A 16,589-nucleotide genomic window follows, 5' to 3' on the forward strand; every position below is an offset into this window, starting at 1 on the left:
GGCCACCCCCGCCGCCGACTCCCCCGGCAGCAACTCGCCCTTCGGATCCGTCACGTAGAACGCGTCCACCGCGTTCGAGCCCAGCGTCGAGACGTGGGCGCTGCGCACCGTCACCCCCGCCGCCTCCAGCGCCCGCCCGATCCGGTGCAGGAGGCCCGGCGCGTCCTGGGCCCGTACCTCGATCACCGTCGCGCGCCGCGACCCCGCCGAGGCCACCGTCACCCGCGCAGGCGGCGCCACCGTCCCCCGCCGGCGCGGATACGCCGCATCCCGCTCCGCCAGCCGCGCCGCGATGTCCAGCGACCCGTCCAGCGCCCGCACCAGATCGGCCCGCAACCGCGCGGCCTGCGGCAGCGACCCGTACTCCGCGGCGACCCGCCAGTTCAGCAGCAGCACCGGCCCGTCGAGGTCCTCCACACCGGACCGCAGCGTCACGGCCCGCAGCTCCGCCGTCCGCACCGTCAGCCGGTGCATCGCCAGCACGCCCGCCACCACGGACAGCACCCCGTCCTGCTCCGGCACGGCCACCAGGAGCTCCGCGCCCAACGGCTCCTCGGCGCCCGCCCGCAGCGCCACCACCGGCCCACCGGTCCGCACCGCCTCCACCGCGAGCCGCTCCTGCTCGGCCGTCGGCGCCGCGTCCTCCGGCTCCGCGGGCTCGTCCCCGGAGAGCACCGCCGCCACCCGCTTCACCAGGTCGGCGACCAGCGCCCCGCGCCAGGCGGACCACGCCGCGGGCCCTGTGGCCAGCGCGTCCGCCTCGGTCAGGGCGTGCAGCAGCTCCAGCGTCCCCACGGACCCGACCGCCTCCGCGACCCCCCGCACCGTGGCGGGATCGTCGAGGTCGCGCCGGGTCGCGGTCTCCACGAGCAGCAGATGGTGGCGGACGAGGCGGGCGAGGACGGCCACGTCGGCCGGGTCGAAGCCGACGCGCGCGGCGACGTCCCGGGCGATGATCTCCCCGGCGGCGGAGTGGTCCCCGGGCCAGCCCTTCCCGATGTCGTGGAGCAGCGCGGCCACCAGGAGCAGGTCCGGGCGCCCGACCCGCCGCGTGAGCGCGGCGGCCCGCACCGCCGTCTCGACGAGATGGCGGTCGACCGTCCACGTGTGGACGGCGTTCCGCTGGGGCCGGCACCGCACCCGCTCCCAGTCGGGCAGCATCCGTGTGACGAGGCCCTCGGCCTCCAGCGCCTCCCACACCTCGACGGTCGGCCGCCCCGCGCCGAGCAGCGTGACGAGCTGCTCGCGCGCCTCGGCGGGCCACGGCGTCGGCAGGGGCCGCGCCGTGGCGGCCAGGCGCCGTACGGCGTGCAGGGACAGCGGAAGCCCGGCCTGCGCGGCGGCCGCGGCGGCCCGCAGCGGAAGGACGGGGTCCCGTTCCGGCCGGGCGGCCCGCGCGAGCACGGCTTCGCCGTCCTGTTCCACCACGCCCTCGGCCAGCGGCGACCGCTCGGCCGCGGCGGCCCCGCGCCCGCCACCACCCCGCCCGCCCAGCAGGGACCGCAGCCTCGGCCGCCCGGCCCGCGCCCGCAGCACGCGCCCGACCTCGCGCCAGGTGACGTCGCTGGCGTAGGAGACGACGCGGGCGGCCTCGTACACCTGGCGCAGCAGGGTGTCCGCGTCCAGGAGGTCCAGCGCGGCGGCGACCTGGTCCTGCTCCTGGAGGGCGAGCCGGTCGGTGGCGCGCCCGGTGGTCAGGTGCAGCGCGTCGCGCACGTCGAGCAGCCGGCGCCGGGCGTCGGCGAGCCCTTCGCGAGGCGCGTCCGCGAGCCAGGAGGCGGCGACGGCCCGCAGCGCCGTCGCGTCCCGCAGCCCGCCGCGGGCCTCCTTCAGGTCGGGCTCCAGAAGGTGGCCCAGCTCGCCGTGCCGGACGGCCCGTTCCTCGCACAGCTCGCGCAGCTCGGGGAGCCGCTTCGGCGCCTGGTTGCGCCAGTCGGCGAGCACGGTGGTGCGCAGGGCCGTGGTCAGCCCCAGGTCCCCGGCGACGTGCCGCGCGTCGAGGAGTCCGAGGTGCACCTTGAGGTCCTCGCCCGCGGTCCTGCGGGCCTCGGCCGGGGTGCGGACGGAGTGGTCGAGGGCGAGTCCGAGGTCCCAGACGGGGTACCAGAGGCGGTCGGCGAGGGCGGCCACCTCGGCGCCGTCCGCACTGCCGTCGTGCAGGAGCAGCAGGTCGAGGTCGCTGCGCGGCGACAGCTCGCCGCGGCCGTATCCGCCGACGGCGATCAGCGCGGCGCCGCGGGGGACGTCGTCGCCGCCCGCCCGGAAGAGCCCGGCGAGCCAGTCGTCCGTGAGATCCGCGAGGGCGGAACGGCGCGGCGGCCCGGACCGCGGCTCCTCCTGGAGGAGCCGCAGCCGGGCCGCCGCGTAACCGCTGGGTCCGGGGTCTTCCGATTCAGTACGTACGTCCACACTCGTCACCCAGCAGCTCCTGTCCTGTCCCGCTCAGTTGCCCGTGCCCGGTCCCCGCCGCGTCACAGCGCGTCGGGCCCGCGCTCGCCGGTCCGTACCCGGACGGCCGTGTCGACCGGGACGCTCCAGACCTTGCCATCGCCGATCTTGCCGGTGCGCGCGGCCTTCACCACGACTTCGAGGAGCTGTTCGGCGTCGTCGTCCTCGACCAGCACCTCGATGCGGATCTTCGGCACGAGGTCGACCGTGTACTCGGCGCCGCGATAGACCTCGGTGTGGCCGCGCTGCCGGCCGTATCCGCTGGCCTCGGTGACGGTCAGCCCCTGGACGCCGAAGGCCTGCAGCGCCTCCTTGATCTCGTCGAGCCGGTGCGGCTTGACGACCGCGGTGATGAGCTTCATGCGTCCACCTTCTTGTTCTTCTGAGCCTGAGCCGTGCCCTGACCGCCGCCCGTCGCCGAGGCCACCGGCCCCGGTACCGCCGCCGTCCGCGGCGCCGTACCGCCGCCCGCGCCGCTGAAGTCGTACGCGGTCTCGGCGTGTTCGACCTGGTCGATGCCCGCGACCTCGTCGTCCTCGGGGACCCGCATCCCGATCGTCTTGTCGATGACGAGGGCGAGGAGCGCGGAGGCGACGAGGGAGTACGCGAGGACGGCGCCCACACCGGCGAGCTGCTTCCACAGCTGGTCGAGGCCGCCGCCGTAGAAGAGGCCCTTCGCCTCCGACTGCCCGCCGCCGGTGGCGAAGAAGCCGACGAGGACCGATCCGGCGATGCCGCCGACCAGGTGGACGCCGACGACGTCGAGGGAGTCGTCGTAGCCGAACCGGAACTTCAGGCCGACGGCCATGGCGCACAGCAGACCGGCGATGGCGCCGATGGCGATGGCGCCGAGCGGCGAGCAGGAGCCGCCGGAGGGGGTGATGGCGACGAGACCGGCGACGGCGCCCGAGGCGGCACCCAGCGTGGTGAACGCGCCGTGGCGAATCTTCTCGTAGAGGAGCCAGGCGAGCATGGCCGCGGCGGTGGCGACCTGCGTGTTGACGAACATGAGCGCGCCGACGCCGTCGTCGTTGCCGAGCCACGATCCGGCGTTGAAGCCGAACCAGCCGAACCACAGCAGGGCCGCGCCGAGCATGACGAGCGGCAGGGAGTGCGGCCGCATCGGGTCCTTCTTGAAGCCGACGCGCTTGCCGATGACGAGGATGACGCCGAGCGCCGCGGCACCGGCGTTGATGTGCACGGCCGTGCCGCCCGCGAAGTCGATGACGCCGAGCTCGAAGGCCCAGCCGCCGGCGCCCCACACCCAGTGCGCCACGGGGAAGTACACGACCGTGGCCCACAGGGCGATGAACAGCGCCCAGGCCGTGAACTTCACGCGGTCCGCCAGGGCGCCGCTGATCAGCGCGGGGGTGATGATCGCGAACATCAGCTGGAAGACGGCGAAGACGTAGACGGGGATGGTGTAGCCGTCCCAGAGCTGGTTGATGCCGAGGCCGCTGAGCCCGACGTAGTCGCTCTCCCACCCGAAGAGGCTGCCGTGGTCGGTGCCGAACGCGACGGAGAAGCCGTACAGCACCCACAGGATGGTGACGATCCCCAGGCTGATGAAGCTCATCATCAGCATGTTCAGGGTGCTCTTGACCCGGACCATGCCTCCGTAGAAGAAGGCGAGTCCCGGCGTCATGAGCATCACCAGGGCGGAACAGATGAGCATGAACCCGGTGTTGGCGGCAGACAGCTCGGGGGCGTCTGCGGCGATCGTGATGCCTGGGGGCATCGGCGTCTCCTCGTCGTCGTATGCGGCCCGTGCGGGCGAAGCCTGTGCGGTGCCGAGGGGCCCTTGCTCCTGGGGAGCGGGGCGGTGGGCCGGTTATGCGCCAGAGACTGGCGCAGCGCCGTTTCGGCGGGGGCCCCTCGGTGTTTCGCCGCAGTGACGAAGAGGTCGTGCGTGTTACGCGGCCATGAACTGCCGGGTCGCGCGGGGTGGACTTTCCTCCCTCGGGCGGGGCATGCGAACCGGCCGCGGCGGCCATCCGGCTGACCTGGCGTGGGGGAGCCGAGTCGGGCTGTTCGGGATGGTCCTGCCGCGGCCGGAGCCGGTCGTGCCGGTCGTCAGACCGCCTCCGCGGTTTCCGGCATCTCGATGGCGAGCCGTTCGGTGATCTGGAGGACCTCGGCGACGTCCCCGAAGTCCCGCACGGCGGTGTCGACGGTCTTGCGCAGGCGGGTGTTGACCCGCTCGGAGCGGACCTTCTTGGCGATGTCGAGGGCCTGTCCGGCGAGTACCGTGCTCTGCTCGGGCTCGCGCTGGAGCAGGTGGACGGTGGCCTTGCCGATGAGGTTCAGCGCGTACGAACGCTGGTGTTCGGTGTCCTTCTCGAAGAGCTCCACGGCGCGGTCCATGACGGGCTCGGCGAGCGAGGCGTACGTGGGGCTGCGGCCCGCGACGTAGGCGAGGTCGCGGAACGAGTGGGCGTTCTCCCCGTTGAGCTCGGCCTCGGAGAAGAAGCGGATCCAGTCGGGCTCCGGCTCGTTGAAGTCCTCGGCGTCGGCGAAGGTGTCCTCGGCCATCCGCACGGCCCGCTTGCACTTGCCGGGCTGGCCCATGCTGGCGTACGCGCGGGCCTCCATCGCATACAGCATCGCCTGGGTGCGCGGGCTGGCGCAGTCCCGGCTGCCGTACTGCGCGAGGTGGATCAGTTCGAGGGCGTCGTCGGGCCGGCCGAGGTGGATCATCTGGCGGCTCATGCTGGAGAGGATGTACGACCCCAGCGGCTTCTCGCCCGCTTCCTTGGCGGCGTGCAGGGCGAGGACGAAGTACTTCTGGGCGGTGGGCTGGAGGCCCACGTCGTAGCTCATCCAGCCCGCCAGCTCGGCCAGTTCGCCCGCGACCTTGAACAGGCGCCGGGAGGTGGCCTCGGGCTGGGGCTCCTGCAACAGGTCGGTCACTTCGTGCAGTTGCCCCACGACGGCCTTGCGCCGGAGCCCTCCCCCGCACTGGGCGTCCCACTGGCGGAACATCACCGTGGTGGACTCCAGCAGGTCGAGCTCGGGCTTGGACAGGCGCGCCGGGCGGCGCGATGCGGCGGGCTCGGGGTCCTCGGGCGGCGCGGCCGGCGAGGGCACCAGCCAGCGCTGCATGGGCTCGATGAGGGCGGGTCCCGCGGAGAGAGCGAGCGAGGTGCCGAGGAAGCCGCGGCGGGCGAGCATCAGGTCGCTGCGCGAGAACTCACTGATGAGCGCGACCGTCTGCGGGCCGGTCCAGGGCAGGTCCACGCCGGAGGTCGCGGGCGTGCGGTGGGCGGCGCGCAGGCCGAGGTCCTCGACGGCGACGACACAGCCGAACCGCTCGGAGAACAGCTCGGAGAGGATGCGGGGAATCGGCTCGCGCGGATTCTCGCCGTCCAGCCAGCGGCGCACCCGCGAGGTGTCCGTGGAGATGTGGTGGGCGCCCAACTGCCGTGCCCTGCGGTTCACCTGGCGCGCCAGCTCACCCTTGGACCAGCCGCTGCGCACGAACCACGACGTGAGCATCTCATTGGGGCGCTTCTCAGCGTTCGTACCGCCTCCGCCATTGCCGCCCACTGGAACGCCCCCATCCCTCAAGACATTTGTGCGTCGTCCACGCCAAGCCCTAACAGAATGCCGCGTCTTGCGGCCGCCCGTCCGGAGAACGTCACCCATCGAACAGGAAACCGACTTGCCTCCGGCATACCCGCGAGTGCTCGTTCTCCCCGGGCCGTGCACTGAAAGTAATCCTACGATCACCCCTCCGGCGAGGGCGATCCCGGAAACGCCACCATTCGCCACCCCTTCGAATGAACTCCCGGGCCGCCACAAGCGATTCACTTGACATAGGACGCCGGAAAGTGGGCGGAGCGGAGTGCGCCGGGGCGTATGCCACCGGGCGCACCACCCGCGAACCCACCGGGCGCCGTCGCGAAAGCAGAGGGTCACGATCCGATTCCGTCACGTAACCGCGGCACGCTCGACCCGTTGGAGGGGGCATGGGCTTCACGATCGGCGGCACCCGGGGGACCGAAAAGCCCCGGACCGGATCTCGGCGGCGCGGCCGCGCATCCGACTGCACCACGGTGGCGGAGTACACGGGCCTGTGGGGCTGGGCCGCGGTGCCCGGCGCCCGCGCCCTGGACGGCGCCTGCTCGTGCGGCGCGGCCGACTGCGCCGCCCCGGGCGCCCATCCGCTGGACTTCGCCCCGGAGGTACCCGCCGGGGCCACGCTCGACGACGTGGCGGACGCGTGGGCGCAGTTCCCCGGCGCCGCCGTGCTGCTGCCGGTCGGCCGGGCCTTCGACGTGCTGGAGGTGGCGGAGACGGCGGGGCGGCGCGCCCTGGTCCGGCTGGAGCGGATGGGCCTTCCCCTGGGCCCCGTGGCGGTGACGCCGGACGGCCGGGCGCAGTTCTTCGTCGCCCCGGGCGCCGCGACGGAACTCCCCCAGCTGCTCTACCGCATGGGCTGGGACGACGCCGCCCTCGACCTGCACGGCCTGGGCGCGGGCGACCACATCACGGCGCCGCCCTCCGACCGCGGCGGCCTCGGCCCGGTCCGCTGGCTGCGCGCCCCCGCGCTCGACTCGGCGACGAACCCGCCGCAGGCGCGGCTGCTGCTGGGGACGCTGGCGTACGTGGCGCACCGGTCCCCGGCCTGAGCCGCCACGACAGACGGAAGGGCCTCCCCGCATCTGCACCATGCGGGGAGGCCCTTCCTTTCGTACGACGCGTACGACGCGCGCGACACGCCACGACGCACCCGGGGCGGACGCGTGCGGCCCGGCGGAGCCCTAGTCTCCGATGAGCGCGTCCACGAACGCCTCCGGCTCGAACGGCGCCAGGTCGTCCGCGCCCTCGCCGAGGCCCACCAGCTTGACCGGCACGCCCAGCTCGCGCTGGACGGCGACGACGATGCCGCCCTTGGCGGTGCCGTCGAGCTTGGTGAGGACGATGCCCGTGATGTCGACGACCTCGGCGAAGACCCGCGCCTGCACCAGGCCGTTCTGTCCCGTGGTGGCGTCGAGGACGAGGAGGACCTCGTCCAGCGGCGCGTGCTTCTCGACGACGCGCTTGACCTTGCCGAGCTCGTCCATCAGGCCCGTCTTGGTGTGCAGCCGGCCCGCGGTGTCGATGAGGACGACGTCCGCGCCGTCCGCGATGCCCTCCTTGACCGCGTCGAAGGCGATCGACGCCGGGTCGCCGCCCTCGGGGCCGCGGACCGTGCGGGCGCCGACGCGCTCGCCCCAGGTCTGCAGCTGGTCGGCGGCGGCGGCGCGGAAGGTGTCGGCGGCGCCGAGGACGACCGAGCGGCCGTCGGCGACGAGGACGCGCGCGAGCTTGCCCGTCGTGGTGGTCTTGCCGGTGCCGTTGACCCCGACGACCATCACGATGCCCGGGGTCTCCAGGCCGGACTCGGTCTTCACGGCACGGTCGAAGTCCGTGCCCACCAGCGTGAGGAGCTCCTCGCGCAGCAGGGCGCGCAGCTCGTCCGGGGTGCGGGTGCCGAGCACCTTGACGCGCTCGCGCAGCCGCTCCACGAGCTCCTGGGTGGGCGCGACGCCGACGTCCGCGGTGAGCAGCGTGTCCTCGATCTCCTCCCAGGTGTCGTCGTCGAGGTGCTCGCGGGACAGCAGCGTGAGCAGTCCCTTGCCGAGCGCGTTCTGCGAGCGGGAGAGGCGGGCGCGCAGCCGGACCAGGCGTCCGGCCGTGGGCTCGGGGGTCTCGATCTCCGGCGCGGCCGGCTCCGCGGCGGCCGGCTCCTCCTCGACGACGACAGGGGCCGACATCGAGGGTTCCGCGACCGGGAGTTCCACCTCCTCGATCGTGCGGCGCGGTTCGTCGCGCGCCGTCTCGGCCTCCTCGCCGACCTTCGGCTCGGCGGGAGGAGCGGTGATGGTGGGCGTGCTGGACGGGGCCTGCGGGGGCAGCTGCTTCTTCTTGCGGCTGCCGATCACGAGCCCGCCGAGCGCGCCGATCACGACCACGGCGATGACTACAGCAAGGATGACGATTTCCATAACGCTCCCAGTATCGGCCATGGCCCCTGGAGAGGCCCAGATTGTGGTTTCCTCCAAAGAACATATGCGTCAGGAGGTCACTACTCGGACTAAAGTACGATGGAGCTCGCCGCATCAACGCGCGTAGAGTCCATCGCGATCAACCCCCACCGACGGATCGCGACGTTGCGAGCCGAGCGAGAGGCACGGACCCACCCCCATGAGCACCACCGCCGAATCCGAAGGCGCCCTCGAGACGCGCGGCCTTGAGCCCGTCCCGGACAGCGAGCGCACGGGCAAGACCCGAGAGTTGTTCCCCACCTGGGTCGCGGCCAACATCAGCGTCCTGCTGCTCACCATGGGCGCGGGCCTGGTCGTCTCCAACCGCCTGAACTTCTGGCAGGTCCTGGTCGTCGCGCTCGTCTCGCCCCTGCTGAGCTACGGCATGGTCGGCCTCATCTCCATCGCCGGCAAGCGCGGCGGCTCCCCGGGCATGACGCTCTCGCGCGCGGTCTTCGGCCAGCGCGGCAACCTCTTCCCGGGCGCGCTGATCTGGGTCGCCCGCTGGGGCTGGGAGACGATCAACGCGGTCACCGGCGCGTACGCGATCATCACGGTCCTGAACATCTGCTTCGGCATCGAGTCGAGCACCTGGCTGACCGTCGTCACGCTGGTCGCCTTCGTCGCGTGCACCTTCCTGATCAGTGGCCTCGGCCGCAAGATCCTGCACATCTGCAGCACCTGGTCGACGTACGCCTTCGGCGCGTTCAGCGTGCTCGTGCTGGTCTACCTCCTCGCCGAGACCGACTGGTCGGCCGTCTTCGACAAGCCCGCGGGCTCCACCGCGATGATGGTCGCGGGCGTCGGCACGATCGCCGCGGGCGGCATCAGCTGGGTCCCCACCGGACCCGACTTCACCCGCTACCTCCCGCGCACCGCCTCCAACAAGCCGATCATCGGCCACGCCATCGGCGGCGCCGGCATCGTCGTCGTCCCGATGGTCCTGATGGGCGCCGTCATGGCGGTCTCCGACCCGAAGCTCTCCTCGGCGCAGGACCCGGTCTCCTTCCTCGGCGAACTGCTCCCGATGTGGATCGCGGTGCCGTACCTGCTGATGGCCCTCATCGGCATGCTGCTGATCAACTCGATGTCGATGTACTCCGCGGGCTTCACCGCCATGACGCTCGGCATCAAGGTCCCGCGCGCGTGGGCGGTCAGCGTGAACGCGATCATCAGCCTGATCTTCGGCTACATCCTGATGAACGTGGCGACGAGCTTCATGGGCTCGTTCATCTCCTTCCTCACCCTGCTCGCGGTCGCCTTCTCCGCCTGGATCGGCGTCTTCGGCATCGACATGCTGCGCCGCAAGACGTACGACGGCGAGGCCCTGATGGACACCAAGCGCACCAGCGCCTACTGGTACAAGGCCGGCTTCGCCTGGCAGGCCATGACCGCCTGGGCGATCGCCCTGCTGGTGGGCCTGCTCTTCACCAAGGTCGACTGGTTCAGCGGCCCGCTGGCCTCGTCCTGGATCGGCCGGCACGGCCTGGGCTGGCTGACCACGATCGTCGTCGCGGCCGCGCTGTACGCGATCCTGCCGAAGGCCCCGCTCGTCGAGAAGGACGCGGTGGCCACGGACGGCAAGGGCGAGGGCGAGACCGAGCTGGTCTCCGCCTGATCCGCGCCAAGTTCAGCAGGGAGCACTCCAACTTTCGTACGAGGCTACCCATCTGACACGACGTCAACTAACGTCCCCCTTCGCCGCCGCCCACGCACGGTGAAGGGGGACGTTCCCATGCCCACCACAGTCGTACGTTTCAATCTCGTCGATCCCGCGGCGACACCCGCCTCGCTGAGCGAGCGCTACCGGGCCGCCCTGGAGATGGCCGCCTACGCGGACGACCGCGGCATCGCCACCGTCCAGACGGAGGAGCACCACGGCGCGGAGAACAGCTGGATCTCCTCGCCCTTCACGTTCGCGGGCGCCGTCTTCGGCGCGACGCAAGGGCATTCGGCGGCGCGCAGCGCCTCGTTGAGGGGCGGTGGCCGGGAGACGGGCGGGCGCATCGCGGTGACGGTCTCCGCGATCATCGGCCCGCTGCACGATCCGCTGCGCCTCGCCGAGGACATCGCCGTGCTCGACCTGCTGAGCGGCGGCCGTCTGGTCACCGTGGCGGGCATCGGCTACCGGCCCGAGGAGTACGAGCAGTCGGGCGTCGACTGGAAGCGGCGCGGCACGCTGCAGGACGAGCTCCTGGAGACGCTGCTCGCGGCCTGGACCGGCGAGCCCTTCACCTACCGCGGCCGCACGGTGCGCATCACCCCGCGCCCCTTCACCCAGCCCCATCCGATGCTGCTCGTCGGCGGCTCCTCGAAGGCGGCGGCGCGGCGCGCGGCCCGCTTCGGCCTGCCCTTCTTCCCCAGCGCGCACCTGCCGGAGCTGGAGGCGTACTACACCGAGCAGCTCGCGGCGCACGGCACCGAGGGCTGGACGATGATGCCCGCCGCCGTGACCCCGCTGCTGCACATCGCCGACGACCCGGACCGCACCTGGGCCGAGCACGGCGAGCACTTCCTGCACGAGGCCCGCACGTACGCCTCCTGGCAGTCCAAGGACATCCGCTCGGCGGTGAAGTCGGCGGCCACGACGGTCGCCGAGCTGCGCGCCGAGGGCGTCTACCGCGTCCTGACGCCCGAGGAGTGCGTGGCGTACGCCAAGGGGGACGTCGGCAGCCTCGTCCTGCACCCGCTGGTCGGCGGCATGCCCGTCGACGAGGGCTGGCGCAGCCTGCACCACTTCTGCGAAAACGTACTGCCCCGGCTCAAGGACAAGTGAGCACGAGTCCTTCAGCCGGGGCAGCTTCCTGATGAGGAGGGGGCAGCGGGGTTTTAGCCCATCTCCTCCAGGGCCTTGCCCTTCGTCTCCTTGACGAACTTCATGACGAAGGGGATCGAGAGCGCCGCGAAGGCGCCGTAGATGATGTACGAGCCGGTCAGGGACCACTCGGACATGCTCGGGAAGGTCTTGGTGATCGCGAAGTTGGCGAGCCACTGGGCGGCCGCGGCCACACCGAGCGCGGCGGCGCGGATCCGGTTCGGGAAGATCTCGCCGAGCAGCACCCAGACCACCACGCCCCAGGAGAGGGCGAAGAAGAGCACGAAGGCGTTGGCGGCGATGATCGCGGTCAGGCCCTGCGCGTTCGGCAGCGAGACGGTGTCACCGGAGCCGGTCTTGTACGAGAACGCCCATGCCATGGTGAAGAGGGCTGCCGCCATGCCCGCGGAGCCGATGATCGCCAGCGGCTTGCGGCCGATCCGGTCGACGAAGATCATCGCGATGACCGTACCGATGATGTTCACGATCGACGTCTCGAACGAGTACAGGAACGAGCTGGACGGGTCCTTGCCGATCGACTGCCACAGCTGGTTCGAGTAGTAGAAGATCACGTTGATGCCGACGAGCTGCTGGAAGACCGACAGGCCGATGCCGATCCAGACGATCGGCAGGAAGCCGACCTTGCCCAGCAGGTCCTTGAACGACGGCTGGTGCTCGCTGCGCATGCCGCCCTCGATCTCGGCGACGCGCGCGTCCAGGTCGATCGATGTGCCCTCGACCTCGCCGAGCACCTTGCGGGCCTCGGTGTCCCGGCCGACCGAGATCAAGAAGCGCGGCGACTCGGGGATGACGAAGGACAGCAGGCCGTAGAGGACGGCCGGGACGACCATGACGCCGAGCATCCACTGCCAGGCCTCCAGGCCCATCAGCTTGCCGCGCTGGTCGCCGTCGGCCATGTTCAGGATGCCCCAGTTGACCAGCTGGGAGACGGCGATGCCGATGACGATGGCGGCCTGCTGGAAGGAGGCGAGCCGGCCGCGGTAGGCGGGCGGCGCGACCTCGGCGATGTAGGCCGGGCCGATCACGGAGGCCATGCCGATGCCGATGCCGCCGATGAGGCGCCACACCGTCAGGTCCCAGGCCGCGAAGGGCAGGGCCGAGCCGACGGCGCTGGCCGCGAAGAGGACGGCGGCGATCTGCATGCAGCGGATGCGGCCGATGCGGTCGGCGATGCGGCCGGCGACGGCGGCACCGACGGCACAGCCGAGCAGCGCGGTGGCGATGATCCAGCCGAGCATGTTGGCGTCGACGTCGAAGCGGTGCTGGATGGCGACGGTCGCGCCGTTGATCACCGAACTGTCGTAGCCGAAGAGGAAGCCACCCATCGCGGCGGCCGCCGTAATGAAGATGACATGGCCGAGATGGTCCGGCTGGGCCTCTCTGGCTCCGGACTGTGGCGCCTGCGATGTGCTGGTCACGTGTACTCCTCGGGCCACCGGCAGCGTTGCCGGGGGTGGGGGCGAGCTCTTCAAGTGGCGCACAACTTCACGCCGCCCACCACCTGAAGGTAAAAGCAACGTTGCAGAGACTATGCCTTCAAGTTTCGAAGTCAATAGGTGGGCTGCTGTGAATTTAAGGGCAGCGTGAGTCTATGTACGTTCAAGACTTGAACCCTTGAAGTGGGCGTCGCACCGGCTGTCGACGTGGCTGCCCGGACCGGCTACCGAAGCCGCTGGCTGATGACCTTCGAGACGCCGTCGCCCTGCATCGAGACGCCGTACAGCGCGTCCGCGACCTCCATCGTGCGCTTCTGGTGCGTGATCACGATGAGCTGCGAGGCTTCCTGGAGCTCCTGCATGATGCGGATGAGCCGCTGCAGGTTCGTGTCGTCGAGCGCCGCCTCGACCTCGTCCATCACGTAGAACGGGCTGGGCCGCGCCTTGAAGATGGAGACGAGCAGCGCCACGGCCGTCAGCGACCGCTCACCACCCGAGAGCAGCGAGAGCCGCTTGACCTTCTTGCCCGGCGGCCGCGCCTCCACGTCGACACCGGTGGTCAGCATGTTGTCGGGATCGGTCAGGATGAGCCGCCCCTCGCCGCCGGGGAAGAGCCGCGAGAAGACGCCCTCGAACTCCCGGGCCGTGTCGTGGTACGCCTCGGTGAAGACCTGCTCGACGCGCTCGTCGACCTCCTTCACCACCTGCAGCAGGTCGGCCCGCGTCTTCTTCAGGTCCTCCAGCTGCTCACTGAGGAACTTGTGGCGTTCCTCCAGCGCCGCGAACTCCTCAAGGGCCAGCGGGTTCACTTTTCCGAGCTGCTGGTACGCCCGTTCGGCTGACGTGAGCCGCTTCTCCTGCTCGGCGCGGACGAACGGGACCGGCTTGTTGCGGGGGTGCTCCGGGTCCTCGGGCAGCTCCTCGCCCTCGGCGGGGAGCGAGGGCGGCACGGGCTGGTCGGGGCCGTAGTCGGCCACGAGTCCCGCCGGTTCCACACCGAGCTCCTCCAGCGCCTTGGCCTCCAGCTGCTCGATCCGCAGCCGCTTCTCGGCACCGAGTACCTCGCCGCGGTGAACCGAATCCGTCAGCTTGTCGAGCTCGGCCTTCAGATCGCGGCCCCGGGCGCGCGCGGCGGTCAGGTCGCGCTCGCGCACCTCCTTGGCCCGCTCGGCGGCGGTGCGCTCCTCGTCGGCGCGGACGAGGGAGACCTCGACGTGGGCGAGCAGCTGGCGCCCGCCGGACGCGACGGCCTCGGCGACCGCCGCCTCGTGGCGCAGGCACGCCCTGCGCTGCTCGGCACGCGCGCGTGCCTCGCGTTCGGCGCGGGCGGCCCGGTCGAGGGAGTCGGCACGGCCCGCGAGCCCCTTCACGCGCTCCTCGTGCGTACGCGCCTGGAGGCGGGCCTCCATCTCGGTCTGCCGCGCGTTGGCCCCGTCGGCTGCGAGCCGGTCGCGCACGGAGGTGTCGGGCTCCTCCTCGGCCGGCGTCTCCTCCGCGACGGCGAGCCGCTCGGCCAGCTCCTCGGCCTCCGCGACGGCCCGGTCCAGGGCGTCCTGCGCCTTGGCAGCGGCGGCCGCGGACCGTTCCGCCTCGCCCGTGGCGCCGCGCGCCTGTCCGGCGAGCCGCCCCAGCTGCTGGGCGACGGACGACTTCTCCCGGTCGGCGGCCCTGCGCCGCTCCCCCAGCTCCTCGACGAGTGCGGCGCTGCTCCCGCGCCGTTGGGTCGCGGCCCGCTGGGCCTCGGCCAACTCCTCGCACTGCGCGGCCAGTTGCTCCAGCTCGGCGGCCGCCTCGTCGACGGACGCCTGCACTTCGAGCAGGCTCGGCGCGCCGGCGGACCCGCCCTGCGCGAAATGCGCCCCGAGCAGGTCCCCCTCGGCGGTGACCGCGGTCAGCTCCGGGCGGGCGTGGACGAGGTCCTCGGCGTCCTCCAGCGTCCCCACGGCGACGTACCCGCGCAGCAGCCGCCGCACGGCGGGCATCAGCTCGTCGGGCCCCCGCACCAGGTCGGCGACGTGGGGCGGCCCGTCGGAACGTTCCGGCTGTGCGTCCTCGGGGGCGCCGCCCAGCAGCAGCGCCGCGCGGCCCGCGTCCTGCTTGCGCAGCAGCCGGATGGCCTCGGCGGCGGTGCCGGGACCGCTGACGGCGATGGCGTCGGCGCCCGCGCCGAGCGCCGCGGCGACCGGGACCTCGTAGCCGGGGGCGACGGTGAGCAGGGCGGCGGCCGGTCCGAGGAGCCCGGTGAGCTGGTCCTTGGCGGCGAGCAGCGCCCCGGTGCCGTCCTTGCGCCGCAGGCCGAGCGCGAGCGCCTCGTGCCGGGCGGCGACGGCGGCCCGCTTGCGCTCGGCGGCGGTGGCCGCCTCCCGCGCCGCGGTGAGCGCGGCCTCGGCCTCGGCGAGGTCCCGCCTGGCCGCGTCGTGCCGCTCGCCGAGCTCCGCGTCGTCCGCGTCGAGCCCGTCGACCTCGGCCTTGAGCTGCTCGTACTCCTCCTGGGCCGCGACCGCGCGTTCGGCGGCCTCGTCGCGGGCGAGGGCGAGGCGGTCGATCTCGGCCTGGGCGGAGGCGGCGCGCGACCGGGCCGCGTTGACCTGTCCGCCCAGGCGCGCGAGCCCCTCGCGCCGGTCGGCGATGGCCCGCGCCACGTCCTTGAGCCGCCGCTCCTCGACGGCCAACTGCCGCTCGAGATCGGCCCGGTGGGCGACCGTGTCCTCCAGCGCGTGCTCGGCGGCCTCCAGGGCGGCCGCCAGCTCGGCCTCCTGCTCCCGGATCCGGGCGGCCTCGCGCTCCATGTCCTCGGGGTCGCGCCCGCGCCGCTCCTCGGGGGGCGCGGTGGTGGCGCTCTTCACCCGGGCGTCGGCCAGCGAGACGGTGCCGCGCACCCGCTCGGCGAGCTGCGACAGCTCGTACCAGGTCTGCTGGGCGCGCTGCAGGCGCGGCGTGAGGCGCCGCACCTCCTCCTCCAGGCGCGACTCCAGCTGCTGGGCGGCCCGCAGTTCGGCCTCGGCGCTCTCCTTGCGCTCCTTGAGCGCGGCCTCGTCGGCGACCTCCGCGTTCAGCGCCTCGCGCAGCCGTACGAGATCGTCGGCGAGCAGCCGCAGGCGGGCGTCGCGCAGATCGGCCTGGATGACGGCGGCCCGGCGCGCCACGGCGGCCTGCCGGCCCAGCGGCTTGAGCTGGCGGCGCAGTTCGTCGGTGAGGTCCTGGACGCGGGCGAGGTTGGCCTGCATCGCGTCCAGCTTGCGCAGCGCCTTCTCCTTGCGCTTGCGGTGCTTGAGGACGCCCGCGGCCTCCTCGATGAACGCGCGGCGCCCCATCGGGTCGGCGTGCAGCACCCCGTCGAGCTGTCCCTGGCCGACGATGACGTGCATCTCGCGGCCGATGCCGGAGTCGGAGAGCAGTTCCTGGATGTCGAGGAGCCGGCAGGTGTCGCCGTTGATCTGGTACTCGCTGCCGCCGTTGCGGAACATGATCCGCGTGATGGTGACTTCGGCGTACTCGATGGGCAGGGCGCCGTCGGAGTTGTCGATGGTGAGGGACACCTCGGCGCGGCCGAGCGGGGGCCGCCCGGTGGTGCCGGCGAAGATGACGTCCTCCATCTTGCCGCCGCGCAGCGACTTGGCGCCCTGTTCACCCATGACCCAGCTGAGCGCGTCCACGACGTTGGACTTGCCGGAACCGTTCGGTCCGACGACGCAGGTGATGCCCGGTTCGAACTTCAGCGTCGTGGCGGACGCGAAGGACTTGAAACCGCGCAGGGTCAGGGCCTTGAGATGCACGCCGTCGGACTCTACCTTTCACTGACCGTTTCACCCATGAAGATGCAGGGCACATCAGACGGTA

The 16,589-nt window shown here is 72.2% G+C and carries 10 protein-coding genes; 3 read left to right on the plus strand and 7 right to left on the minus strand.

From position 1 onward, the window contains the following. The 4 genes from AOK22_RS09205 to nsdA all read right to left on the minus strand — a co-directional run. The coding region (locus AOK22_RS09205; protein WP_055698161.1) for a [protein-PII] uridylyltransferase at nucleotides 1–2,418 on the minus strand (2,418 nt) is incomplete at its 3' end. A 53-nt stretch (nucleotides 2,419–2,471) separates the two neighbouring features. Continuing rightward, the gene (locus AOK22_RS09210) at nucleotides 2,472–2,810 is read right to left on the minus strand and encodes a P-II family nitrogen regulator (RefSeq protein ID WP_055698112.1); all 339 of its coding nucleotides are present in this window, start codon (nucleotides 2,808–2,810) and stop codon (nucleotides 2,472–2,474) included. Next, nucleotides 2,807–4,186, minus strand: coding sequence for an ammonium transporter (locus tag AOK22_RS09215; RefSeq protein ID WP_055698113.1), 1,380 nt, complete (start codon nucleotides 4,184–4,186; stop codon nucleotides 2,807–2,809). The genes AOK22_RS09210 and AOK22_RS09215 overlap by 4 nt, the downstream gene beginning before the upstream one ends. A 335-nt stretch (nucleotides 4,187–4,521) precedes the next feature. Continuing rightward, nucleotides 4,522–5,994 (minus strand): transcriptional repressor NsdA, encoded by a 1,473-nt coding sequence (nsdA, locus tag AOK22_RS09220; protein ID WP_055698114.1) that lies wholly within the window; start codon nucleotides 5,992–5,994, stop codon nucleotides 4,522–4,524. 422 nt (nucleotides 5,995–6,416) lie between these two features. Between nsdA and AOK22_RS09225 the strand changes: the two genes are divergently transcribed. Continuing rightward, a complete protein-coding gene (locus AOK22_RS09225; protein ID WP_055698115.1) occupies nucleotides 6,417–7,079 on the plus strand; it encodes a bifunctional DNA primase/polymerase in 663 nt (220 codons plus the stop codon). A 132-nt stretch (nucleotides 7,080–7,211) separates the two neighbouring features. Here the strand turns inward: AOK22_RS09225 and ftsY are convergent, their stop codons facing one another. After that, on the minus strand, nucleotides 7,212–8,438 hold the full coding sequence (gene ftsY, locus AOK22_RS09230) for a signal recognition particle-docking protein FtsY (RefSeq protein WP_055698116.1): 1,227 nt from the start codon (nucleotides 8,436–8,438) through the stop codon (nucleotides 7,212–7,214). Between the two features lie 199 nt (nucleotides 8,439–8,637). On the opposite strand from ftsY, the gene AOK22_RS09235 reads away from it, so the two are divergent. Together AOK22_RS09235 and AOK22_RS09240 are read left to right on the plus strand one after the other, a co-directional pair. Further along, nucleotides 8,638–10,095, plus strand: a complete 1,458-nt coding sequence (locus tag AOK22_RS09235) for a purine-cytosine permease family protein (protein ID WP_055698117.1) — start codon at nucleotides 8,638–8,640, stop codon at nucleotides 10,093–10,095. Nucleotides 10,096–10,212: 117 nt separating this feature from the next. After that, the gene (locus tag AOK22_RS09240) at nucleotides 10,213–11,253 is read left to right on the plus strand and encodes an LLM class flavin-dependent oxidoreductase (protein WP_055698118.1); all 1,041 of its coding nucleotides are present in this window, start codon (nucleotides 10,213–10,215) and stop codon (nucleotides 11,251–11,253) included. A gap of 53 nt (nucleotides 11,254–11,306) precedes the next feature. Here the strand turns inward: AOK22_RS09240 and AOK22_RS09245 are convergent, their stop codons facing one another. Then, nucleotides 11,307–12,731 (minus strand): sugar porter family MFS transporter, encoded by a 1,425-nt coding sequence (locus AOK22_RS09245; RefSeq protein WP_055698119.1) that lies wholly within the window; start codon nucleotides 12,729–12,731, stop codon nucleotides 11,307–11,309. 242 nt (nucleotides 12,732–12,973) lie between these two features. Next, the gene (gene smc / locus AOK22_RS09250) at nucleotides 12,974–16,525 is read right to left on the minus strand and encodes a chromosome segregation protein SMC (protein WP_055698120.1); all 3,552 of its coding nucleotides are present in this window, start codon (nucleotides 16,523–16,525) and stop codon (nucleotides 12,974–12,976) included. Nucleotides 16,526–16,589 lie beyond the last annotated feature (64 nt).

Source organism: Streptomyces silaceus, from assembly GCF_001419745.1.
Classification (GTDB): domain Bacteria; phylum Actinomycetota; class Actinomycetes; order Streptomycetales; family Streptomycetaceae; genus Streptomyces; species Streptomyces silaceus.